Below are 24,032 nucleotides of genomic sequence, written 5' to 3'. Positions count from 1 at the left end.
CTGGTAATTAATCAAAAACGTAACATAAAACAACTACCTTTTCCATTTTCGGACTCCACCGAGATATTCCCGCCGTGCGACGCGACTATTTGTTTGCAAATGCTCAAGCCAATCCCAGAACCGGAGGATTTGGTAGTGAAGAAAGGCACGAAAACCCGGTCGATCACCTCGGGCAAGATACCTATGCCATTGTCGCTCACGGTAAACACCAGCTCGCCGTCTTCCTGCCCGGCCGCCACGATAATCTCCGGGCTTACCCGTTCCGAGCAAGCCTCGCAAGCGTTCTTCAGCAGGTTCAAGAATACTTGCTCCATCTGCGCCCGGTCCGCGAGCCATACCAAAGGTTCGTCCGGCAAGCGGAAACGGATATAAGGTTCCGGGCGCAAACGTCTCAAATCCGAGAAAAAATCTTTCACCAGGATACGGCTTTTTACCGGAGCGGCGATACGAGTCAGCCTCCGGTAATTCTCGACAAAATCCAGCAACCCCTTGCTCCGGCGATGAATGACGTTCACCCCATGCTGGATATACGAACGATTCCGGTCATCATCCGGACATGCCTTGCAACGCTTGCTCAAGGTCTCGGACAAGGAGATAACAGGCGTGATGGAATTCATGATCTCGTGCGTCAAGACACGGATCAATTTCTGCCAAGCCTCCACCTCGTTCCGCTCCAAGGTAGAGTGGATGTTCTTCAAGCTGACCAGCCAACGCTCACAACCTCGCAGGTCGATACGGGTGGCATCGATCGCCCAATCCCGCGGAACAGACGGTTTTCCGTAACGTACCACCGATTTCCCCGCCTTGATCGCCTCCAAGAATTCCCCGGGTAAGCGGTATCTCGTATCCGGCAACGCTCCGGCGGCCCGGTTCCTCCACTCTACGTATCCTTCCGTATCGACAACAAGCACGGCCGTGTCTACCTTATCCAGCAAGCCCTCAAAATACTGCCGCCGCACCTCCTCGTCCAGCAACCGCCCGCGCAACGACCGTAGGGCCTCCGATAAATCGTCCGCCAATTCCCGCATCACCTTATCCTTATAAGGCGAGCGAACCATCTGGATCAAGTCTTGTTGCCGCAGGCAATCCACTACATGCCGCCAAGATTTCACCTGTCGCATCTGTATTACATAAAGATGAATTGAGAAATACAGGATCGCGGCCCCGCAAAAAGTAGGGCAAAACACGATCTCCTCATTCACGCAATAAAACAACAATCCCGCGGACAAGACGATGCCCGCGATATGCGAGATTACCGCGAACGCATACGATCTCATAAGCCGAACTTCTCTATTTTACGATATAAGGAAAAACGGGTGATACCCAATAACTCGGAGGCATAAGTCATATTGCCGTTGCTTTGCCGCAAGGCCCGCTCGATGATATTCCGCTCGGCTCGCTCTAGGTTCAGGCCGGGATCCGGCTCCTTCTTCCGCTCGGACGAAGATGCGTAGAGCGGGAAATCATCCGGCCTCAGTACCGTACCCTCGTTCAAGATCACGGCCCGCTCCAGGACATGCTGCAACTCCCGGACATTGCCCGGCCAAGGGTATTTCATCAACTTGCTCCCGGCCTCCCGGCTAACCCCCTTGATCGTTTTCTTGTATTTCCGGCTATACAGCCTCTGGAAATGATCGGCCAGCAGCAGGATATCCTCTCCTCGCTCGCGTAGCGGCGGTATAGCGATCTCTATGGTGTTGATCCGATAGAGCAGATCCTGCCGGAAGCTACCTTCGTCTACCTGTTGGCGCAAATTGGCGTTGGTCGCGCAAATCAAACGGACATCGATCGAGACCGGCTCAACCGCTCCCAGACGGGTGATATGGCGCTTCTCGATCGCCGTCAGCAATTTAGACTGCATCGGAAGGGACAGGTTCCCGATCTCATCCAGAAAAAGCGTACCGCCGGAGGCCATCTCCATACGCCCCGGCTTCGACCTCCGGGCATCGGTGAAAGCGCCTTTCTCGTAACCGAACAGCTCGCTCTCAAACAACTGCTCCGGGATACTGCCTAGATCGATCGTCACGAAAACATCGTCTCGACGGGGCGAATAATACCTCAGCAAACGGGCTACCAGATCTTTTCCCGTGCCGCTCTCGCCGATAATCAATATATTCGCGTCTGTCTCCACGAGCTTATAGATCATGTCCTTTACCTTCCGCATCGCCAGCGATTCCCCGATCAACTCCGGCAGCTCATCGTCTTCCTTCAAAGCCTTCATCTGTTCCCGCAAGCGCCCTACCTCCTTACGAGACCGGCTCAGCCGAATGGCCGACGAGAGGGTAGCCAGCAATTTCTCCGTTTCCCACGGCTTGGAGATGAAATCGGTAGCGCCCACCTTAATGGCCTTGACCGCCTTCTCTATATCGGAATAGGCCGTCATGAAGACCACGACCGCTTGCGGGTCTATCTCCAAGATTTGCCCCAAATACTCAAACCCTTCCTGCCCGCTCACGGCATCCCGGTGGAAATTCATATCCAGCAAGACCACGTCCGGCTGGAACGTCCGCATGAAATACTCGATACGCGCCGGTTGTGTCGTTACCTTGATCTTTCGCATATACGGTTCCAGCAGCAGGTTCAACGCGAACAGCACGTCCTTATTATCATCGATGATCAATATTTTTCCTTTTTCTTCCATACAGACAAAGATAAAGGGAATAAAGACAGCTTGTATGTGCATTATCACACAAAAAATGTGCGTTATCGCACTGCGTAAAGAATCTCGGATTTCTCCAGGATTCTATTTTTTAATACGTTACATTTATGGCATGATATTTGAATTAAGTTCGGCAAAACCGATTCATCGGAATCGACTCGTTAAACGGACATCAAAAATGGAATTATCATGCTAACACACTACTGCGTCATCGCTTTCAAAAACATCTGGAAGTATAAAGTCAGCTCCTCCATCAGTATCTTAGGGCTGGCTTTCGCCCTCGTCTGTTTCGTACCCATACTTTATTGGATGGATCACGAGACAACCTACGACTCTTTCTACAAAGACTCCGAGTCTATCTACCGCGTCTATAGCGTCGAGAAACAATCCGGGAAAGTGAATAAAGGGGCCTCGAGAGGTATCGAAAACAGCCTGCGCGAGCAAATACCGGCAATCGAGGCCTCCACCGTGTTGATGCTCTCGCCGGAAAACTGCCGTACCCAAGAGATTCCGTATATCCAGATGAACATGCTTTATACAGACAGCACGTTTTTAGAGGTATTCCCGCAGGCCTTCGTTTGCGGGGAGATCAATCACCCGCTGCAAGTCGTCAATAACATGATATTGAGCGAGAGCATGGCGATCCGTCTATTTGGAGACGCGGGAAAGGCGATCGGGCAACCGGTACATACCTTGATGAGAGCTTCCATGCCTCCTTATATCGTCACGGCGGTGGTAAAAGATCCGCCCGCCCATACCAATTTACCGTTCGACGCGATCATCGACCATAACATGATACAGCATTTCTCCCAGTTACCGCCGGAGGCACAATGGAGCTTCTTCGTCACAGACCTGTACGTGAAACTCCATCCCAACGCAGACTCAAAGACTCTCGCCAACCCATTAAAAGAATTGCCCGAGCGCGTCGGGGTGAACAAGGGAATCGAGCTACGGGCACTCCCCATCCGCGAGATCCGGCATCACTTGAACGAGGATACCCCCTTCACCTTAAACTTCATCGGGCTGTTCGTCGTATCCGGCGCCTTATTATTGTTTGCCGCCATCTTCAATTTCTTGAATTCCTATATGGATCTTTTCCGGCAACGTGTCCGGGAATGGCGTTTGCGCACGGTCAACGGCGCGACAAGAAAGCAACTGATCGGGCAAATGTCGGTGGAGTTAGGCTGTTCCGCGATCATGTCTTTATCGGTCACCGCGCTCTTCGTGATCCAAGTCAAGCCGCTTTTCGCCCGGTGGCTGGAGATCGATCTGGCAACAGGCCGGCTCATGTTCCTTTTCGCGGGGGTCGGCGCAGGCACGTTCCTCATCATCCAACTCGCCGGATTACTATTCTTCGGACGATTCAGCCATACGGCAACCACCTCGCTCGTCCCCAGAGAGACGGTCAAGCCCCTTTTGCTACGCCGCATGGCCGTGACCCTGCAATTGGTGATCAGCATCCTGTTTATCGTAGCGTCGGTGGTTGTCATGGAGCAAATGCGGTTCGCTAGCCAAAAAGACCTGGGATTCGACCGGAAAGGGCTTATCCAGCTATCCGGTTTCGTGGACGTATCCGGGAAAATAGAATCCGCGTTAATGCAGGAATTGAGCGCCCTGCCGCAAGTCAAAAGTTTCACGGACACGAACTTTAAGCCTCAACATCATGTCGATCCCATGGCGATCTTCACGAATGTAGAATGGGAAGGCAAAGCTCCGGACACGGAGGTAGATTTCCACCTCTACGGAACCGACCACCGGTTTGGGGAGACATTCGGTCTAGAAATGCTAGCGGGTCGATGGTGGACCGAGGGCAACGAACTAGGTGTCGTGCTCAACGAGTCGGCGGTTCGTGTCATGGGCCTGCAAAACCCGGTAGGCAGTATCATCCGGATGCCGTGGTGGTCAGACTTCAGTGTTATCAAGGAATACGAGATCGTCGGTGTCGTCAAGGATTTCCATACGTTATCCTTCCGGGAACGCATCCATCCGATGCTATTCATCCCGTCGGGAGGCTTGGTGAATAACCTGTACGTCCGGGCCGTACCGGGCGAGGAAGGGAACGTCATACGCCGCATAACGGAACTCCTGCCCAAGATCGACCCAACCCTGGCGGATACCCGGCTCACCCCGATCGGTACGCTCTACGATCAATTGAACCAGTCCGAGACGGTCGGCCTGAAAATATTCTCGTTCCTCGCTTTCGCCTGCTTGCTAATCTCCTTGTTCGGCATCTACGCGGTCGCTACGGCCTCCACGAAACGGAGGCGTAAAGAGATCGCCATCCGGAAGGTGGTAGGATCGAAGGCTTCCGAGATCATTCTCCTGTTTTTCAGGGAATACATGCGATTGATCGCGATCGCCGGGCTTATCGCCTTCCCGATCGGCTATTTCGTTATGGATTACTGGCTGCAAGGCTACGCCTACCGCATCCAAATCCAGGCTTGGTGGTTGGCAGGGATATTTATCGCCATTACCGGCATGGTTCTATTTACGATCTGGAAACAGGTATTTAAGGCGGCCAACGAGAATCCGTCGGAAGTGATCAAGAGTGAATAACGAATGAAAGAAAAATTTAAACATATGATAAAGACCGAGAATTTACAAAAGGTATTCCGCACGGACGAGGTGGAGACATGGGCGTTGAACAACGTAAGCATAGAAGTGAAGAAGGGTGAGTTTGTCGCCATTATGGGGCCTTCGGGCTGTGGTAAATCGACACTGTTGAATATCCTTGGCTTGTTGGATAACCCGACAGGCGGGAGTTATTACCTGGAGGGGGTGGATGTGTCTCGATATACGGAAGCAAAGCGGGTCAACGCCCGTAAAGGCGTGATCGGCTTCGTATTCCAGAGTTTTAATTTGATCGAGGAATTGAATGTCTATGAGAATATCGAGCTGCCGCTCCTGTACACGGGGGTACCGGCCAACGAACGCAAACGGAGGATCGAGGAGACAATGGCCCGGATGGGAATCGGCCATCGCGCGAAACATTACCCGAGGCAGCTCTCCGGAGGCCAGCAACAACGGGTAGCCATCGCCCGGGCCGTGATCGACCATCCCAAGCTGATCCTGGCCGATGAGCCTACCGGTAACCTCGACTCGAAGAACGGCAAAGAGGTGATCGAGTTGCTTACCGAGTTGAACAGGGCGGGAACCACGATCGTAATGGTAACCCATTCCAGACACGATGCCGGATATGCCGACCGCATCATCCATCTTTTCGACGGGAAAATTGCGGACGGAAAACTACAGACTATTCACGATCAGCTTGATAATACCAAGGATTTTATGTAAGTTCGCGATTCTTAATATATATAGAATATGGAACATCCATTGAGTATTTACAACACGCTTACGAGAAAAAAGGAGCCTTTCAAACCCCTGCATGAGCCGCATGTAGGTATGTATGTATGTGGCCCTACGGTTTATGGTGACGCTCATCTGGGGCACGCGCGCCCGGCGATCACGTTCGACTTGCTATTCCGTTACCTCACTCATCTAGGATATAAAGTACGTTATGTACGCAATATAACCGATGTCGGACATCTGGAGCACGACGCGGACGACGGAGAGGACAAGATCGCCAAGAAAGCACGGCTTGAACAGTTGGAGCCGATGGAGGTGGTGCAATATTACCTCAACCGCTATCATCAGGCGATGGACGCGCTGAACGTACTTCCTCCCAGCATCGAGCCGCATGCTTCCGGGCATATCATCGAGCAAATCGAGTTGGTCAAGAAGATACTGGATAACGGCTACGCTTACGAGAGCCAAGGTTCCGTATATTTCGACGTGGAGAAATATAACAAGGATCATAAATACGGTATCCTTTCCGGCCGGAATATCGAGGATATGTTGAATACCACCCGTGCGCTGGACGGGCAAGACGAGAAGCATAACGCGATAGACTTCGCCCTTTGGAAATGCGCCCAGCCGGAGCATATCATGCGTTGGCCGTCTCCGTGGAGCGACGGTTTCCCCGGCTGGCACTGCGAATGTACCGCCATGGGCAAGAAATACCTCGGAGAGCATTTCGATATCCACGGGGGTGGCATGGATTTGATCTTCCCGCATCATGAGTGCGAGATCGCGCAAGCCGTGGCCTCTCAAGGGGATGATATGGTTCATTATTGGATGCACAACAATATGATTACTATCAACGGGCAGAAGATGGGTAAGTCATTAGGTAATTTCATCACGCTGGAGCAGTTCTTCACGGGTGATCACCCGATGTTGCGACAGGCTTATTCTGCCATGACGATCCGTTTCTTCATCTTGCAGGCGCATTACCGCAGCACGGTCGATTTCAGCAACGAGGCTTTGCAGGCGGCCGAGAAGGGTTTGTCTCGCTTGATGGAGGCTTACGGTCATCTGATGAAATTGCAGCCTTCCGCTGCTTCTACTGTCGATACGAGGGGTCTTCGCGAGAAATGCTACGAGGCGATGAATGATGACTTGAACTCGCCGATCGTAATCTCTCATCTATTCGACGCTAGCCGTGCGATCAACTCCATAAAAGACGGCAAGGCTACGATATCCGGGGAAGACTTGAAAGAATTGCGAGAGGTATTCCATTTATTCTTGTTTGATATCCTTGGCATGAAAGACGAGGCTTCTGCCGGCGGTAACCATTACGAGGCTTTTGGCAAGGCCGTGGACTTATTGTTATCCATCCGCCAGCAAGCCAAGGCGAATAAGGACTGGGCGACCTCCGATAAAATCCGTAACGAACTGACCGCGATGGGATTCGAGATCAAGGATACCAAGGACGGCGCTGAATGGAAATTAAACAACTAAAGATTATGACGATCCAAGAGTTTCTTCAAGGCGATAAATTCGCTTTGCTGGCAGGCGTAGAATTGCTGGAAGCCGCTAACGGCTACGCCAAAGCACGTATGCTTATCAAACCGGAGCACCTGAACGGAGGCGGCGTATGCCAAGGCGGGGCGATCTTTACCTTGGCGGATCTGGCGTTCGCCGCTGCGACCAACAGCCACGCTCGCCTGACCTTGTCTATCACCTCCAGCATCAATTTCTTCAAGGCCGAGAGCCAAGGATATTTATATGCGGAGGCCAAGGAAGCTTTCAGCCACAAAAGATTGGCAAACTGCGAAGTACGAATCACGAACGAGCACGGAGAATTAATCGCCACCTTCAACGGCACAGGCTACCGGAAAGACACGGTATTGCCTTTCGAACCGTTGAAGTAGAATTGTGTGAACGGTTATTTCTTTTGCATCACGATACGGCAAGTAAGCGGGGCGCGTAGGTTATAGGAGTCTTTATAGTAGACTTCTGCGGCCCCGATCTTTAACTTTGCCCGGATTTTTACCGGGATATGATTCCCGTCATCTCCGATCCAGACCTCCGCAGCTTCCTTGGCTTGGGTAAATGCCTCATCGTATATATCGATATAGAAATGGCGGGTACGGAATTTCACCTCTTTATGCTCGACAATCTGTTGCCCCGTATAGCGGAAACGGGCGTTCACGAGGTCGCGGCCGATAGCGATCACGAAAGGAAACTCCGAGCCGTATCTCATCGTCTGCCAATCCAGCGAACGAAGATACATCGTAGCCCCCAACATATCGAACACACGCCCTTTCGCCATCAGCATCGTGTCTATCTTCGTCTCCTTTAATGTATGGCGGTGCGAATGAATCTCGACCCGGCCACTCCCTTGATACTCAAAGAGGAGGTTATCCACCAAGTAATAATCCCCTTCGTTCGTGCGCTTCGAGCTGAACAAGAGCCGGGGTTCCTTCGAGTAATGGCAGTCCATCGTATCGCGCATCTTGAAAACTTTCTCGATCACGCCGGCAGAGCGGAACAACAAGTTATAATGCCATGACGGTGCTCCTTGGTATTCCGATTCTTTCACGGAAAGGGTGGCCAGCCCAGCTTTCGACATGATCAGGCCCCATTTAAAATAGAGATCGTAATCCACCCGTTCCCCATGAGACAATGGCAAGGTTTGTGCCCGCAAAGGCATCAGGCCCGCCACGCACAAAAAGAAAACGTATATATACAGTTTAGAAGCGCAAGCCGCCCATACCACTGTTCCTATTGGACGAAGATTGTGTTCCCTCATTTTTGTAATCTCTTTTCTTTTTCGTTAGCTCCTTCGGTTTATTCTTCGTGATATCGATCGGCTTTTGCCGTCTCATCGGTGTAGCCTTGATATTCCAGGTCTCCTCTACCTGCCAGTTCTGCATGATATTGAACATCTTCGGACAATAGAAGACCATTTCCGGCTGTCGCTTCTCGGCGTAATCGCCGGTGTCCCACTCGCCGTTATCGTTCGCGTCTAATACCAGGCGGGCATAGTATTTATCCGGTTTCAAGTCCATGAAAAGCGCCCCGCCATCTTTCACCTTAACCTTACGGATCGGCTGGTCATTACTATTTAATAATTCCACGAAAGCGGTAGTATCCGCACCTACTATATTAATATACAGATGCCCGTACTCATCCTCCTTCTTGATCTTGAACTCCCCGCTATACACATCGTTCCATTTACCATAGGCGCTGAATATCGTGGCAGAGTCTATCTCCAAACGATATTCCTCACCATAATTCCACGGGCGCTTGATAAAGAAATTCAAGGAATTTACCGTATCCGGGAAGAAATCGAAATCCACGGCTTCCCAAAGCGTATCCACCTTCTGATCCAAGAAGAAATGCTCTTTCGTCAATCCCAGCACAGGTTCGCTAAACGTGATAGAGACCGTATCATACAGGTTGATAGGGCCGGAGGCGTTTATGTTCATTCCCAGGAACTCGATAGGTTCCGGCTCATCGTCTTTTTTCTTTTTCTTCTTCTCTACCGGACGGCGACGTATGGTAAACTGTACCGTATCCGTCTGCGGACGAAGTATATTCAGGGAATCGCTTTTCGGGTAACTTACCTCCACACGCAACGTATCTTGCATCCAGATCAAGGAATCGGTCAACCAATAATGCACGGCTTTTCCTTCCTCCGCTGTCTGCAAGAAATACCAATCGCTATCTGCCGGAGTAAAATTTAACGGGACCGGCACCGGGACGGTATCCAAGGAGGCATTGAAACGCAAGGTGAGGATTTTCTCGTCCGTACGTTCCGGCTTCAACATATATTGCCGCTCGACATTTTCCTTGAACAGGCGCATCTCGATATTGTCTGGCGTAAAGCGGGTATAACCTACCGTCATGATCGTATCGATCGTCAGGCTGTCTTTCCAAATCGTGTCTTGGCGGCTGGTCAACTCAAAGGCGGGGACGATCAAGGAATCGCAAAAAGCAATCTGCTGCCCGGGCTGGCTATACTTATAGGAGCGCATCACATCTTCCAAGGCATAGATCCGGTACGTGCCGGGGGCCATGTTACGAATCGTAAACTCTCCCTTATCGTTCGTGCGGGAAGTACGGACAAACCGTAAAGTAGTAAAGGCAGAATCCTCCAGATTCGTATGCACGCCTATCGTAATACCCGGCATAGGTTCTAGGTTCTCGGCGTTCAGCAAGATACCGGATACCTCCAAGCTATCGATAGACTCGCCGGTAGCGAACGCGAATGAGTAGTTCTCCAGTACGTTTTTCTCATTATTGTCGGAGATTGAATTGGTAAAGTCTATCGTATAGGTCGTGTTCTCCTTTAGTGTATCCATCAGCTCGATCATCACCTTCCGGCCATTCGCCCGGATAACGGGCAGTTCCATCTGGGGCGGGGTGATGATCACGTTCTCGGTAGGCTTATCGATCTGGATCAATTCATCAAAGATTATCTCCACCTCCTTTCCCTTATAATTTACCTGGTTGGGCAATGGCGTACTGCTTATAAACTTAGGTGGCGTCTCATCATAAGGCCCCCCGTTCGGGGAGGCCATATTCGCGCAGGAATACAGTACGACCAGCAGGAGAGCCCCCATAAAGAACCGCCAACTATTTCTCACATATTTATCTTCCATCCAATATTCACATTTCAATTGGAAGGCAAAAATAGGGAAAAATCCCGTGAACGATAAGGATATATACGCTAATTAATCTATCTTTGCATCTAATAGACGTATAACCACCAACTAAATAGAACAACTATGTCAGAAGTATCAGGTATCGAATTGGAGAAAGACGCGGCAGGAAACAACCGTTATGTCCGCATCGATTTAAAGAAATATGGGGATATGATTAATCCTGTATTGAAACAACTAGGGGTAAAGTTATCCGACAATCAAGTAGATAAGTTTGAACAAGACTGGGAAAGAAGCCTAACTATCGAAGAATTCAGAATACACGCAAAACAAGAACTAAGAAAACACTTTAATCATAAGTATGCACGAAAAGATTAATGCCAAAGTTGTTATTCCCGAAGAGATAACAGCTTATTTATTAGATTTAGCCGATACCTTATTCGAAAAGAGCTATTATTCATATATCGAATATGCGGATATGATGATTGACGATATATTAAACTTTATACAGACCTTACCGTATATTCCTCATTACAATCTTTCTTCCACGATGAAAAATAGATTTAATCGATATGGAAAAGATTTACAATATTCTTTTTTCAAACGAAAAAGTAGTAAACATACGACTTGGTATGTTTTCTTCAACAGGAAAGAGGATAAGTATATCATACGTTATATCACCAACAACCACAAAGACGGCAAACACATACACTCCCTTATCAAAGAAGAGGATTAACGCTTCGTCTCAACAGCCTGAATCCAATCCGGCAATACAAGCACTTTCGTTTCTCACAATATTCTCGTTTTAACTGGATGAGCGATTGCGTGTCGCCGGCGTTACGGACTTGGATACCGGATTGGATGAAAGCGGTTACGATATGGTTTCGTTCCGGTGGGATGCTCCCCAAAAGACGGGTCGCCCGCAGGCAATACTCAGGAAGTTTATTCCGCTCGCCATAAGCGAACAGCAGGGGGACTACCGTATTGATCAACAGGATATCCAAGGTATTTTCCCCAATCATCTTATCTTTCTCCACCGAGACGTATTGAAAATGATAGTGGTTTTTCCAATAATCCGAAGGACGGATACGGAGATAATCCTTGATCTCTTTAGGAGAGGAAGCCGACAGGATTATCGAGAACAAGGTATCGTACCGATGCCAGATCGCAGCCAATTGCGCCAGTTTCACGTGAGGAAAATTTGTCGGACGGATACGAAGGCTCTTGAACAAAGACTCATCCAAAGGCTTAAGCCCGAACTTATAGCGAAGAAACTCATATTCCCGCCTCAGCAAACGATAATAATGGCAGGAACCCTCCTCCGAAAGCATTCCCGCTTGCCCGAAAAGCATCGCCTCTACTTGTGATTCACTAGCCCTTTGTTTTTGGATATATCGCAGGGGAAGACTTTTCGCCAACCACTCGAAAGCGTCGTTATTCACGCCAAAACCAAAACTCCGGGTCAGCAGTATATAGAATACCTCGTTCCAATCCTCCTGATACTGGTCGAGCAGGCGGTATATATCCCCGGCTTTTCGTTCCAGCCGCTCGCTCAGCAAAGCATCCATCCAGGAGGCCAGATGCACGGGGCTTATTTCTTGGATCTGACCAAGGCAGGGAATGGGTATTTCTCTTGCCTGCAACCACTCGATACTCCTCCGGACAGATTCCGGTACAGGCAAGACTAGCTGGGTAATCAACTCTCCATTCATACGCCGTATAGCAACGTCATTTACAGCCACAACATGTAAGATAACAGAATCGTACGCCTTATCCGAATCATGATGGTGGAGCGACCAGTCGGAAGCTTTCTCGTGGATCTCCACGCTTCCGGCCCATACCGTGCCATCAATCTTTATCTTGGCGTTGAAAAAGTCGGGGCCGGCATCCGTGTTTTGCGTCCCGGGGTCGATCACGACAACAGGAAACCCCTCAGAGGTAGTCAATGTAGCGCTCGCATAGAGTTTGTATTTCCAAACATAGTGTAATAAACGTTCCATATTCTTTCAGAGTTAAGATTTTGGATTCAAATGTAATTCATTTTCTGTATATTTGCGACATAAACCAATTGATAATTAAAAATTGAGAATTGAAAATGAGCAGACTTGCTTGATTCTCAATTTTCAATTATCAATTCTCAATTATTTTAAAGTATGAAGATTGCACTTATAGGCTACGGGAAGATGGGCAAAACGATCGAGCAGATCGCCATCCAGAGAGGACATCAAATTGTTTCCATCATAGATATTAATAACGCGGAGGATATATATTCGGAAGCGTTCAAAAGCGCCGACGTAGCGATCGAGTTCACCACCCCGGCCACCGCTTTCAATAACTACATGAAATGTTTCGAGGTAGGCGTTCCGGTCGTATCGGGTACTACCGGTTGGCTAGACCGTATCGGCGAGATCAAGGAAAAATGCGAGAAAGAGGATAAGACCTTCTTCTACGCCTCCAATTTCAGCATCGGCGTGAATATTTTCTTCGCCTTGAACAAATACCTGGCAAAGATCATGAATAACTTCCCTTCTTACGATGTCAGGATGACGGAAGTTCACCATATCCACAAGCTGGATGCCCCGAGCGGAACGGCTATCACGCTGGCCGAGGGTATCCTGGAGAATATCGACCGCAAGGAGTGTTGGGTTTTAGAGACCGCCGAGAAAAAGACCGACCTGCCGATCCACGCCATACGCGAGGGGGAGGTCCCGGGTATTCATGAGATTACCTACGAATCGGACGTAGACACGATCAGTATCAAACATGATGCCAAGAGCCGTGCCGGATTTGCGTTGGGCGCCGTGATAGCGGCAGAGTTTACCGCCGGAAAGAAAGGTTTCCTAGGCATGAATGACTTATTCAAATTCTAAACGTATCAGCTAAAAGATGAAGAAGTTCACGAAAAAACAATGGATCAAGTTTAGCATAGCGGCTGTATTATACACGCTGTTCACTCTCTGGATGCAAAACTTATGGTTACTACTGGGATTAATCGTCGTAGTCGATATATTCCTGACGCACTACATCCCTTGGGGAGCCTGGAAACAATCCAAGAACCCGACGGTACGCAACATATTGGAATGGGTAGACGATATTGTATTCGCGCTGGTAGCCGTTTATTTCATCAACTTGTTCGTCTTCCAGAACTATCAGATACCGAGTTCTTCCCTAGAGAAATCGTTGCTGGTGGGGGATTACCTGTTCGTCAGCAAATTGAGCTACGGTCCCCGCGTACCGAACACCCCGATCTCCTTCCCGCTGGTACAAAACACGTTGCCTGTCTTAAACTGCAAATCGTACCTGGATTGGCCGGAATGGGGCTACAAACGGGTAAAAGGCCTGGGGCACGTGAAACGTAATGACATCGTAGTGTTCAATTTCCCCGCCGGCGATACGATCGCCGTGAAAGTACAGAACCCGGATTACTACTCCTTGATCGAGGAATACGGAAGGGAACGTATCTTATTGGACAAGGCTACGTTCGGCGAGGTGATGTACCGTCCGGTCGACAAGCGGGAGAACTACGTGAAACGTTGCATCGGCATGCCGGGTGATACGCTCCAGCTCATAGACAACCAAGTCTACATAGACGGCAAGCCCGCCGAAAACCCGAAAGACATGCAGTTTAATTACTTCATCGAGACAGACGGTTCCCCGATCACGGAGGAGCAATTCCGTCTGATGGACGTAAGCAAGGACGACCGTATGCTGGCTTCCAGCGGCGGTTATTATCAAAACTTATTGTCGTACCTAGGCTTCACGCCCACCGCAAGCGGACAGTACAACCCGGTATACCGCCTGCCACTCACGAAAAAGGCCTTGGCGATAGCGGAAAAACTTCCTTCCGTGAAAAAGATCATCATCGAGCCGGAGACATTGGGAGGGCCTACTTATCCGGTCGGGTACGATACCGGCTGGACCCGCGATAACTTCGGGCCACTTTGGATCCCCAAGAAAGGGGCTACCATTCCATTGGATGAACGTAACCTGGCGCTGTATAGCCGTTGCATCAAGAACTACGAGAACAACTCTCTGGAAGTAAAGGATGGCAAGGTTTATATCAACGGCAAACCCGAGACTTCCTATACGTTTAAATACGATTATTATTGGATGATGGGCGATAACCGCCATAACAGCGCGGATAGCCGCTCGTGGGGTTTTGTTCCCGAGGATCACATTGTCGGTAAGCCGATCTTGGTTTGGCTATCCTTAGACAAGGATCGCAGCTTATTCGACGGCGGTATCCGCTGGAACCGTTTGTTCCGCTGGGTACATCCAGATTAAAATAAGAGGCGAAAACTTTGTACCATGACAACCCAACGACACCAAACAGCGCTCACGAAATGGCTGGCGGCTTGTGCGCTAGCCGTGGGGATTGTCATGCTCATACGCATTTTCTGCATAGAATCTTATCATATCTCTACGGACTCCATGGAAGAGACCTTGCATAAAGGTGATTATATCTTGGTCAACAAGATCCCGGGGAAGAGTAAACCGGTCCGGGGTAAGGTCGTACTTTTTACCAGCCCACTCTCACGAGATTCCTTAGAGGCGCCTTTGTTTATCAGCCGTTGTATCGGCATGCCGGGCGATACGATATTGGTCAGTATGGACGGATATACGATAAACGGGCAAAAAATTCCCCGTTCTCCCCGTTCCCTCAGTTCCTATTTCATAACACTGAGTGCCAAGGACATATTCTTGGAGACCTTAAAGAAACTGGGTATCCCGCTCAGGGATTTCAGGCAGGAGAATTTCGGTTGTATGCTCAGCCTCACGGCTTTCGAGGAATATCAAATGAGAGAGGAATTGCCCGACGTGATAAACCGCCATTTTATCGGGGAGCAAATGCAAGAATACATGCTGATCGTCCCCCAGAAAGGCCAAGCTTACCCACTGGACGCCGCCTCGCTCACCGCCTGCAAGGAGATCATCATGCAGGAGACGGGAGGCAAGGCTTCTTTCCGCGACGGGAAATTATACCTAGACGGAAGGGAGACTAATTTTCTCTATTTCCAGCAAGATTACTACTGGGTGTTGTCCGATAATGCTAACGAGGCGGTGGATTCCCGCCATCTCGGTTTTATCCCGGCCGACCATATCGTCGGCAACGCTTGGTTCTGCTGGTACAGCCCCGACAAGCGACGAATCTTTAAACCTGTTCATTAATCATGCAACCCGTATATATAGCGACAGCCTATCTAGGCCCCGTACAACAATATTGTAAGATGCTCCAATACCCGGAAGTCCGTATCGAGACTGCCGAGAATTATGTGAAGCAAACCTACCGTAACCGCTGTATCATCGCCGCGGCAAACGGACCTCTCTCTCTCTCCATCCCGGTCGTCAAGCCGGATACCCTAAAATGCCAGACCAAGGATATCCGCATCTCGGATCACGGAAACTGGCGGCATTTGCACTGGAACGCCTTGGTATCGGCCTACAACATGAGCCCGTTCTTTGAGTATTACGCCGATGATTTCGCCCCTTTTTACGAGAAAAAGTATGAGTTCCTGCTAGACTTCAACGAGGAATTGCGCCGCCTAGTCTGCGACTTGCTGGACATACAACCCCATATCGTCTACACCGAACGTTACGAGCCGGAGGTAGCCAGCGATTTCAGGGAAGCGATCCGTCCGAAGCACGAAGGGGAAGACCCCGCCTTCCACCCGGAACCTTATTACCAAGTATTCCGGGAGAAATTCGGCTTCCTCCCCAATCTAAGCATAGCTGATTTGTTGTTCAATATGGGCCCGGAAGGACTTGTTACCTTACGAGCATCGATTACCCAATCTCCTTAATCGCCTGTATCAAAGCCTCCATATCTTTGGGGAAGATATCTCCGATATTACCGATACGGAATGTATCGGCGTCCGAGATCTTGCCTGGGTAGATCACGAAGCCTTTCTCTTTCAGACGTGCGTAGAATGAGGCGAAATCGAAATCGGCAGAAGGGTATAAGAAGGAGGTGATAATAGGGCCTTGGGCGTTATCGGGCAGCAAGGTCTCGAAGCCCAGCCCGCGCATTCCTTCCACCAATACCCGGTGGTTCTCCTGGTATCTCTTATAACGGGCCGCGATGCCGCCTTCCTCGTTCAGTTCCTTCATTGCTTGGTAGAAAGCGTGAACGACGTGCGTCGGAGACGTGAAACGCCATTTGCCTCCCCCTTTCTCCATCGCCTCCCACTGAGCGTAAATATCCAAGGAAAGAGAGCGGGCATTCCCCTTCGTCGCCATCAATTTCTCTTTCTTGGCAAGGATAAAGCCGAAACCGGGAACTCCCTGGATACATTTGTTTGCGCTGCTGACCAAGAAGTCGATACCCAAGCCTTTCACATCGATAGGGACACCACCAAAGCTACTCATCGCATCCACGATAAAGGTAATCCCCCGGCCTTTGATCACCTCGGCCACCTCCTCGATCGGGTTCAGCAAGCCGGTCGTGGTCTCGCTATGTACCATCGAGAGATGCGTGATACCGGGATGCTCTTCCAAGGCACGGCGTGCTACCTCGCCGGTCACCAGTTCCGTCTCATGCAAAGAGACCAGCACGTAATCAAGATGGTAATAGTCGGCGATCTGCGCCATACGCTTGCCATAAGCGCCATTGGCGAGGATCAATAATTTATCCTCCGGGCGAACCGCCGCCCCGATCGTAGCTTCCACGCAATACGTCCCGCTACCTTGCAACAAGACATCGGTATACTCATCTTCGTCCAACCCCGCTATCGCCAGCAAGCCTTTACGGATCGGGGTAACAACCCCCTCGTTATAATCCTTATCCCACGTGCACCAATCTTGGAGCATGGCCTCGCGTACCGTCTGCGAGGTACTCAACGGGCCCGGTGTCAATAATAAATAGTTTCTCATATGATTATCCTCTGTTCTATTCCTGTTTTTTATCCTTGAATCCTGTTATTAATCTCCTCGATGCAAGCGGGTAACTCCGCGATCGTATCCAAGACGAAATGCGCCCCCGCCGCCAACATACGCTCACGGACCTCCTTCTTCAAAGGCTCCCATTCTTCCGCCGGGCGGCTGTTATATTCCTCCTCGCTCACGCCCATCTCGTTGCTGCCGGTCACGATACCGACGCTCCATACCTTAGCGTTCGCGCCTTCCTTGATATCAGCGATCGTATCCCCCACTTTCACGACCTGCTCCACGGAAGGAATCGCCAAGTCGATCATATTCTTATAGATCATATACGGAGCGGGGCGACCGGCCGGAAGCCCGTCTGGTGTCACCAGATTATCTACCTTATATCCTTTGGCCTCGGCCCCGGGACGGACCACCTCCATCATCCTTGCCGTATACCCGGTCGTAGACCCGATCTTTATCCCCTGCTCTCGCAGAAGCGCCATCGTATCCAAGACCCCCGGTATCGGGGTGGTGAAATCCTCCAAGGAGGCAAACAAATGTTTCTCGAAACTAGCGTACATCTGGTCTACGTCCTCCTTGTTCCAGTCCCTCTTATACAAGGCACGGAACTTCTCATTCACCTCCGGCATGCTCAAGATCGCCTTGATATGATCGATCTTCAACAGGCCCATCGGCTCGCGGGCCTGCCGATAAGTGATATCAATCCCTTTCTCTTCCGAGAATACCTTGAGGAAAGCGTTCAGCGGAGCGAAGCATCCATAATCCACGGCTGTACCAGCCCAATCCATAATGACACCTGAAATCTTCTTCATATTCTGAATGTATCGTATTTAATAAATTCCTTCGTTTAAGCGATCGTAAAAACATTGTCTCCGGCAGGCTCAAGCGCACCCATCTCCTCTCGCCCGCCTTGGGTAACCTCCTTGCGATAGCGTTGCCGCAAATATACGAAGGAAGCGACAAAAGTGGCGCAACAAAAGATCCCCACATACCCGGCAAGCTGGTTATAAAATACCGCCCAGTCTACTTTCGTCCCCACGAACTCCTTAAGCACCAACACCAGTATCGTACCCGTGTAGCCCAGGAAATCAGTCAAGACGATAAAGAAACCCACGTTCCCCCGTATCTTGAAGCAAGCGATGAAACGGTCGAAGAAAATAGTCTGGAACGTCAAATAAGCCATATACAGGCAAAGGCTCTGCAAGAAAAGCCACGTCACCGGGCTCAGTCGCATCCGCTCCTGCCCGAACGACACGAAGGCCATGACCACCATACCCGCGATAATCAAGCCGTATAAGATGGAAAGCGCCTTCAAGTTATCTTTCACGAAGACCATCAGGCCGAAGACCGCCAAGATGATCAAGGTCACCACGCTGTCTATTTGCGTGAACAACCAAGGTGAGTAATCAGACATATCGATGATATTCACCAAGAAATCCTCCTTGATATCCCGCAAGACCACGATCGCGATATTCGCCACGAAAAGCATGACCAAGAAAGGCATGAAGTTCCTGAAAAGCTCCCAACGCTGCTGCCCGTTCAAGGTCTCGCGCTCCGACTTCAGGGCGATGTCCTCCTCCGTGGGTTGCGGAAGCCGGTTCAACGCATATCCCAGCAAGGCCAGCAAGGGCAACGCTACCGCCCCGATCAAGGCCGGCATCCAGAACTCGCTTACCTGCCACGTATCCATCACGTACAAGCCTACAGATTTCGCCGTACCGGAGCTGACCACCATGCTTACCCCCAGCAAGCTGGCGAGGATATCCGTCATCCTGCGCCCCTCGATGAAACTGAAAATAATCCCCCACATACATCCCAGCGAAAGCCCGTTCAGGAACATCGCCGCTATGTTGTAAGGCGCCGAGAGCAACCCGAAGAATATCAACGAGAGCTCCGCCATCACCACAGACATCAGGATAAACCGCAGGCGCTCCTCCCTCCGTAACTCCGAGATCAATTTAATCCCCATGAACTTCGATGCCACGTATCCCAAGATCTGCACGATCGTAACCGCCACCTTGTAATCCATATTAAAAACCTCCAGATCCTCGAAAGCGGCCGCCGTATAAGGCTTGCGCAACATATATACCAAGGAGTAGGAGAGTAAGGCGGCTCCTCCGGCCCATAGGATGAAAAGAAAATCGGAAACCCGTCTCCGGGATGTCTTATTTGCCTGTATCGCAGTGTCCATAGTCTTCTGTCGTTTTTATTTCCGGAGGCAAAAGTACGGTTGCCATGTTACAGACATATTACTGAACACATGAATGTATATTATTAATATCTAATTGTAAATCAACAAATCATAAAGAAACATTTATGTAACATTCATGAAACGGAAACGCAACATATCTCCTCTTATTTTGCAATATAAATCAAGAATATGAACGCATGGACAATCTTCAGGAACTCTATCGAAAGATCGAATATCTACGGAGCAACGGGGTTAAGATGAAAGAGATAGCCGACTGGGTCGATATGGCCCCCAGCGTATTGTCTTCCTTGTATACGACCGTGTTGCCCCATTATCTCGAGGGAATCAAGAGTTATCCCGCGGAAGAAGCGCTAGACTCGGCTCTCGCCTTGGTGAACAACGTATCGAAAAAACGTTTGCTCTCCAACATAGATGAAATGATCCTCCACCTCGACGAGATGGAGCTGGCCGAGCCGGATGGCCTAAAGGATAATCCTCTCGCCAAGCAACTAATGGAGGAAATACGGCTCGCGGCCCCCAAGGTAGAGGCTTTCAAGGGGATCTATACCAGCTACAGCCTTTCTTCCTCCTCAGACTGCCTCAAGATGGAACCGTTCCTGTTCGCCCCCTCGGACAACCAAGTCCGCGTAGGACGGATCAGCGCATACGGGGAAGCCCAATGGGGTTTCGGGATCATGCCCGACCCGCAAAACTTCCATTGCATGCTGAACGAGGACCAAGCTCTCCAGCTCACGTTGGTAACGATATACCTGCAAATACCGTTTTTCAAGAATCCCCGCCAATTACGGGGCTTATACATCGGGCAAGATTACAACCGCAACCCGGTAGCCCGCCGTATCCTCCTGATCAAGGAATCCGGGAGCACGGAGATCGAGGAGTTCATGAGCCGGAAAAGCGGACTGATCGATAAAGAAGATTTCACCCCGGAACAACAGGCCTACTATGATTATACCTGCCAAGCCGGAGACTTCATCAAGATGTGTACAGTTCCCTCCCTGCGGATGGACGAGAGCGACCTGATCAAAGAGAAAAAGATGCTCGCCCTATAAACAAGTAGAGACGGGGCATGCCCCGTCTCCCACCATCCCCATATAATAAGGATTAATTATTCCTTCTGGAACTTCCTGCTCACTTTCAAAAGGTTCGCCGTAAAAGAAACCACGTTCTGGGCCTCTTGTACCATACTCAAGTAAACCATGCTCACCTTCGTACTGCCAGACTGTCCCTGGATGCGCTTCAGTTCCCCCTTCTTCAAGGCGGTAAGCTGATTCATCAAGGTGACCGACTCCGCGATCAGCTCCTCAAAGCCCATATAGTCATTCTTACGGATCATGGCAGCGCAATTTCTCAGGAAAGAAATAATCCGTACCGATACCTTGCCGAAATCCTCTTTCTGCACCTGGCTCAGCGGATTGAAATTATTATCGATATGATCCTTCATCGGTTCTGCCAGACGCCGGATGCTAAACACGATCTCACTGGCGAAATCATTGCTCTGATAGTAATAAAGCCCTTTCTCCACGGCGATATCGTGATCCAACTGGGTGACCCCGAGCGTACCGACACGCTTCACCTGTTTCAGGTGGATCTTCTTCTCCTCCACGGCAGTCAATACCTTGCGCAAGTCGCGAAGGTTCTCGTTCATGAACCCATTCACGGCCTTGTCAAATACCTCTGCCGTAAAATCCAAGTCGGATTGCAGTTCCTCGCGGCTATGCTCGCGGAACAAGGCTAGCGCCTCACGGGTATCCGTAGCCTTGCGAAGCTTAGACACCGTAGAGTTCACCTCCTCTTTCAAAGCTTCCTTCCGCAATTTCGCCTTATAAGCGAAATGGCTGCGAACCAACGAGTAGATCGCCAAGCCGATCATAGCGGCCAAGGCCGGGATACCTCCCCAATAAATCAAAAGGGCGACAACGAAACAGATCGTAAAGGCAGCTCCCGCCGTAATGAACCAACCGCCTATCACGGACAATACGCCTGTGATGCGATATACGGCGCTCTCACGCCCCCAAGCACGGTCTGCCAACGAAGTACCCATAGCGACCATGAAAGCCACGTAGGTCGTGGATAAAGGCAATTTCAAGGAAGTTCCCAAGGCGATCAGCAATCCGGACAAAACCACGTTTACCGAGGCGCGTACCAAGTCGAAGCTGGCCTTGTCATCCATGATCATCTGGCTTTGGTCAAAACGGCTATCCACCCAGCTCTTAACCGGAGCCGGCACGATACTTAATATCGTAGCAGATATATTGCTGCAATTCCGTACCAATACGCGTGCGACGGGCGATGTGCCGAAAGACTCCTCTCCATCCGACTGCCGAGACAGGTCTAATGAGGTTTTCACCACGTTCTGCGCTTTCTTAGAGGTAGCCAGAGCGATTACCATCACAACTCCGGAACCTACCAGGAAATACCAAGGGGTCTGGGCCGGCCCCAGCAAGGAGGTCATCAAGAATGTATCCGTGGTGGTAGTTCCCCCTTGGGCCATCAGATCCATATAAGAAGAATAGCCTACCAGAGGCACACCAATGAAATTCACCAAGTCATTCCCGGCGAAAGCTAAAGCCAAGGCAAACGTACCCATCAGGATAACAATCTTAAAGACATTCACTTTCAGCCAATGTAAAGCCTGCATCAAGATCGTAAAGAAGATCATGCAGCCCAAGACGATCATTCCTGTGTTCGAATAAATCATATCCTTCAGCTCGGCTGTCATGAAAGAACTATCTTTCAATCCTTTTATCAACATAAAATAAATGATGGACGTAGCGGCCAAACCACCGAACAGGCCTATAAAATACTTAGAGCTTTTCTTATAATTAAACGAGAAGAGGATTCGGGAGAGATACTGTACGATCGTACCGAAGAAGAACGCGATCGCCACGGAGAGGAAAATACCTAGAATCACGGTAAAGGCCTTCTCGGTGTTCAACAAATCGCCCAATTGCAAGGCCCCGGCAGAACTGGCGATCTTCACCAAGGCGATAGCGACCGTTCCACCCACCAACTCGAACACCATGGATACCGTCGTAGAGGTAGGCATACCCAACGAGTTAAATATATCCAGCAACACCACATCCGTAAGCATAACGGCGGCTAGGATACACATGATCTCCGAGAAATAAAAATGCTGGGGTTGATAGATACCGTGCCGGGCGATATCCATCATACCGTTGGATAAGGCCGCGCCGACAAAGACTCCAACGGCGGCAATGGTGATAATGACTTTAAAAGATGCGGCTTTCGCACCAATAGCAGAATTTAAGAAATTCACGGCATCGTTACTAACACCGACCGACAAATCTACGATGGCCAATACAAACAGAAATATGACCAAAAACAAATAAAATGTTTCCATACTGATTGTTATAATTCTTGCGCAAAGTTCTGAAACAATTGTTTCGTGCCCGTTACATAGATATTACAATACTATTACAACACGCAGATCGCATTCAAAAACAAGCAGATATGAAACCTACTTGGAATTAACTCCCGGTATTTCTATTTTAAAGGATAGATCCACTAAGGGTTTTTATATACATTTGCGACTATATATTTAGAAGGGAAATAAGTTAACAACATTCTGGTTATTTGGAAAAACACTCCAATGAAATAATACAATGGGTCTGTGAAATCGCGTTATCCGATTCTCAAGCAGCTTTCAAATCGCTTTACTTAGCCTACTTTCAGAGGTTAATGCGGTTTACCTCTCTCTATGTACCTTCTTCCGTAGAAGCCGAGGAGATCGTATCCGATACGTTCCTGTGTCTTTGGAACAACCGGAAATCATTGCCCGAGATTTCTAACATCGATTCTTATATCTATGGCATAGCCCGCCACAAAGCGATCAGCCTATACCGCACGCAACATATAGAGAAAGTGCAGATAGACGAGAATACGATTGATTTATTCGCGCATACCGATACTACTCCCGAGGAGGAACTTATTTCCAAAGAATGTATCGACCATCTAAACGAGGCGATCGATACCCTGCCGGACAAATGCAAGATGGCTTTTAAACTGATCCGTGAGGATAAGATGAAATACAAGGACGCAGCCAACATCCTCGAAATATCAGTAAAAACCCTAGAAGCCCATATCGCCACCGCCATCCGTAAACTAAGAGAATCCTTAGCAAAAGAAATCAACACCTAAACCAACTGTCGCCCCAACCCATCATCCCCCAACCATCACACACCCCAACGCCACCAACAACAAATCACCCAATAAATTTCTAACATAACAACCAAACACAAACTATATTACCCCAATCCAATAATCAACGATTGTATTTACCTAGTTGTAGAGACGGGGCGTGCCCCGTCTCATC

General features: G+C 49.7%; 21 protein-coding genes. 12 read left to right on the top strand and 9 right to left on the bottom strand.

Annotated features, from left to right (window positions below; translation table 11 throughout):
- Positions 1 to 11: 11 nt before the first annotated feature.
- Positions 12 to 1,277, bottom strand: a complete 1,266-nt coding sequence (locus tag Q0110_RS06585; RefSeq protein WP_297904538.1) for an ATP-binding protein — start codon at positions 1,275 to 1,277, stop codon at positions 12 to 14.
- The gene (locus Q0110_RS06580) at positions 1,274 to 2,641 is read right to left on the bottom strand and encodes a sigma-54 dependent transcriptional regulator (RefSeq protein WP_297904536.1); all 1,368 of its coding nucleotides are present in this window, start codon (positions 2,639 to 2,641) and stop codon (positions 1,274 to 1,276) included. The genes Q0110_RS06585 and Q0110_RS06580 overlap by 4 nt, the downstream gene beginning before the upstream one ends.
- Before the next feature lie 207 nt (positions 2,642 to 2,848).
- On the opposite strand from Q0110_RS06580, the gene Q0110_RS06575 reads away from it, so the two are divergent.
- The 4 genes from Q0110_RS06575 to Q0110_RS06560 are packed head-to-tail and all read left to right on the top strand — an operon-like array spanning position 2,849 to position 7,869.
- Positions 2,849 to 5,215 (top strand): ABC transporter permease, encoded by a 2,367-nt coding sequence (locus tag Q0110_RS06575; RefSeq protein WP_297904534.1) that lies wholly within the window; start codon positions 2,849 to 2,851, stop codon positions 5,213 to 5,215.
- A gap of 24 nt (positions 5,216 to 5,239) precedes the next feature.
- A complete protein-coding gene (locus tag Q0110_RS06570) occupies positions 5,240 to 5,953 on the top strand; it encodes an ABC transporter ATP-binding protein (RefSeq protein WP_297904532.1) in 714 nt (237 codons plus the stop codon).
- Between the two features lie 27 nt (positions 5,954 to 5,980).
- Complete coding sequence (cysS, locus tag Q0110_RS06565; RefSeq protein ID WP_297904530.1) at positions 5,981 to 7,456, top strand: cysteine--tRNA ligase; 1,476 nt, start codon at positions 5,981 to 5,983, stop codon at positions 7,454 to 7,456.
- 5 nt (positions 7,457 to 7,461) lie between these two features.
- On the top strand, positions 7,462 to 7,869 hold the full coding sequence (locus tag Q0110_RS06560; RefSeq protein WP_297904843.1) for a PaaI family thioesterase: 408 nt from the start codon (positions 7,462 to 7,464) through the stop codon (positions 7,867 to 7,869).
- A gap of 14 nt (positions 7,870 to 7,883) precedes the next feature.
- Here Q0110_RS06560 and Q0110_RS06555 read toward each other — a convergent pair whose 3' ends face one another.
- Positions 7,884 to 8,750 (bottom strand): DUF3108 domain-containing protein, encoded by an 867-nt coding sequence (locus Q0110_RS06555; protein ID WP_297904528.1) that lies wholly within the window; start codon positions 8,748 to 8,750, stop codon positions 7,884 to 7,886.
- A complete protein-coding gene (locus Q0110_RS06550; RefSeq protein WP_297904526.1) occupies positions 8,692 to 10,605 on the bottom strand; it encodes an Ig-like domain-containing protein in 1,914 nt (637 codons plus the stop codon). The genes Q0110_RS06555 and Q0110_RS06550 overlap by 59 nt, the downstream gene beginning before the upstream one ends.
- A 126-nt stretch (positions 10,606 to 10,731) precedes the next feature.
- Here Q0110_RS06550 and Q0110_RS06545 point away from each other — a divergent pair, with 126 nt between their 5' ends.
- Both Q0110_RS06545 and Q0110_RS06540 read left to right on the top strand, forming a co-directional pair.
- A complete protein-coding gene (locus tag Q0110_RS06545) occupies positions 10,732 to 10,983 on the top strand; it encodes a hypothetical protein (RefSeq protein ID WP_297904524.1) in 252 nt (83 codons plus the stop codon).
- The gene (locus tag Q0110_RS06540) at positions 10,967 to 11,341 is read left to right on the top strand and encodes a hypothetical protein (RefSeq protein ID WP_297904522.1); all 375 of its coding nucleotides are present in this window, start codon (positions 10,967 to 10,969) and stop codon (positions 11,339 to 11,341) included. The genes Q0110_RS06545 and Q0110_RS06540 overlap by 17 nt, the downstream gene beginning before the upstream one ends.
- On the opposite strand, the gene Q0110_RS06535 is transcribed toward Q0110_RS06540, so the two are convergent.
- Complete coding sequence (locus Q0110_RS06535; protein ID WP_297904520.1) at positions 11,325 to 12,605, bottom strand: DUF2851 family protein; 1,281 nt, start codon at positions 12,603 to 12,605, stop codon at positions 11,325 to 11,327. The genes Q0110_RS06540 and Q0110_RS06535 overlap by 17 nt on opposite strands.
- Positions 12,606 to 12,758: 153 nt before the next feature.
- Between Q0110_RS06535 and dapB the strand changes: the two genes are divergently transcribed.
- The 4 genes from dapB to Q0110_RS06515 are packed head-to-tail and all read left to right on the top strand — an operon-like array spanning position 12,759 to position 16,406.
- A complete protein-coding gene (dapB, locus tag Q0110_RS06530; RefSeq protein ID WP_297904518.1) occupies positions 12,759 to 13,475 on the top strand; it encodes a 4-hydroxy-tetrahydrodipicolinate reductase in 717 nt (238 codons plus the stop codon).
- A gap of 16 nt (positions 13,476 to 13,491) precedes the next feature.
- Positions 13,492 to 14,889 carry a S26 family signal peptidase gene (locus Q0110_RS06525; protein WP_297904516.1) on the top strand — a complete coding sequence of 466 codons (1,398 nt, stop codon included), beginning with the start codon at positions 13,492 to 13,494 and terminating at the stop codon, positions 14,887 to 14,889.
- Positions 14,890 to 14,913: 24 nt separating this feature from the next.
- A complete protein-coding gene (lepB, locus tag Q0110_RS06520; protein WP_297904514.1) occupies positions 14,914 to 15,774 on the top strand; it encodes a signal peptidase I in 861 nt (286 codons plus the stop codon).
- Positions 15,775 to 15,776: 2 nt separating this feature from the next.
- A complete protein-coding gene (locus Q0110_RS06515; RefSeq protein ID WP_297904512.1) occupies positions 15,777 to 16,406 on the top strand; it encodes a WbqC family protein in 630 nt (209 codons plus the stop codon).
- Here the strand turns inward: Q0110_RS06515 and phnW are convergent.
- Genes phnW through Q0110_RS06500 form a run of 3 tightly spaced genes read right to left on the bottom strand, consistent with a single transcriptional unit; the run spans position 16,390 to position 19,678 of the window.
- Positions 16,390 to 17,475, bottom strand: a complete 1,086-nt coding sequence (phnW, locus tag Q0110_RS06510; RefSeq protein WP_297904511.1) for a 2-aminoethylphosphonate--pyruvate transaminase — start codon at positions 17,473 to 17,475, stop codon at positions 16,390 to 16,392. The two genes, Q0110_RS06515 and phnW, sit on opposite strands and share 17 nt — an antisense overlap.
- 29 nt (positions 17,476 to 17,504) lie before the next feature.
- On the bottom strand, positions 17,505 to 18,299 hold the full coding sequence (gene phnX, locus Q0110_RS06505; RefSeq protein ID WP_297904510.1) for a phosphonoacetaldehyde hydrolase: 795 nt from the start codon (positions 18,297 to 18,299) through the stop codon (positions 17,505 to 17,507).
- 35 nt (positions 18,300 to 18,334) lie between these two features.
- A complete protein-coding gene (locus Q0110_RS06500; protein ID WP_297904508.1) occupies positions 18,335 to 19,678 on the bottom strand; it encodes a DUF5690 family protein in 1,344 nt (447 codons plus the stop codon).
- Positions 19,679 to 19,875: 197 nt separating this feature from the next.
- Between Q0110_RS06500 and Q0110_RS06495 the strand changes: the two genes are divergently transcribed.
- Entirely contained in the window at positions 19,876 to 20,748 is an 873-nt protein-coding gene (locus Q0110_RS06495) for a hypothetical protein (protein ID WP_297904506.1), read from the top strand.
- Positions 20,749 to 20,804: 56 nt separating this feature from the next.
- On the opposite strand, the gene Q0110_RS06490 is transcribed toward Q0110_RS06495, so the two are convergent.
- Entirely contained in the window at positions 20,805 to 23,060 is a 2,256-nt protein-coding gene (locus Q0110_RS06490; protein ID WP_297904503.1) for an inorganic phosphate transporter, read from the bottom strand.
- Positions 23,061 to 23,317: 257 nt separating this feature from the next.
- Between Q0110_RS06490 and Q0110_RS06485 the strand changes: the two genes are divergently transcribed.
- On the top strand, positions 23,318 to 23,857 hold the full coding sequence (locus Q0110_RS06485) for an RNA polymerase sigma-70 factor (protein WP_366139655.1): 540 nt from the start codon (positions 23,318 to 23,320) through the stop codon (positions 23,855 to 23,857).
- Positions 23,858 to 24,032: the final 175 nt, after the last annotated feature.

Origin of the sequence: uncultured Parabacteroides sp. (genome assembly GCF_947855115.1) — a bacterium.
Taxonomy (GTDB): Bacteria; Bacteroidota; Bacteroidia; order Bacteroidales; family Tannerellaceae; genus Parabacteroides.
This window is presented reverse-complemented; position numbering and strand designations above follow the sequence as displayed.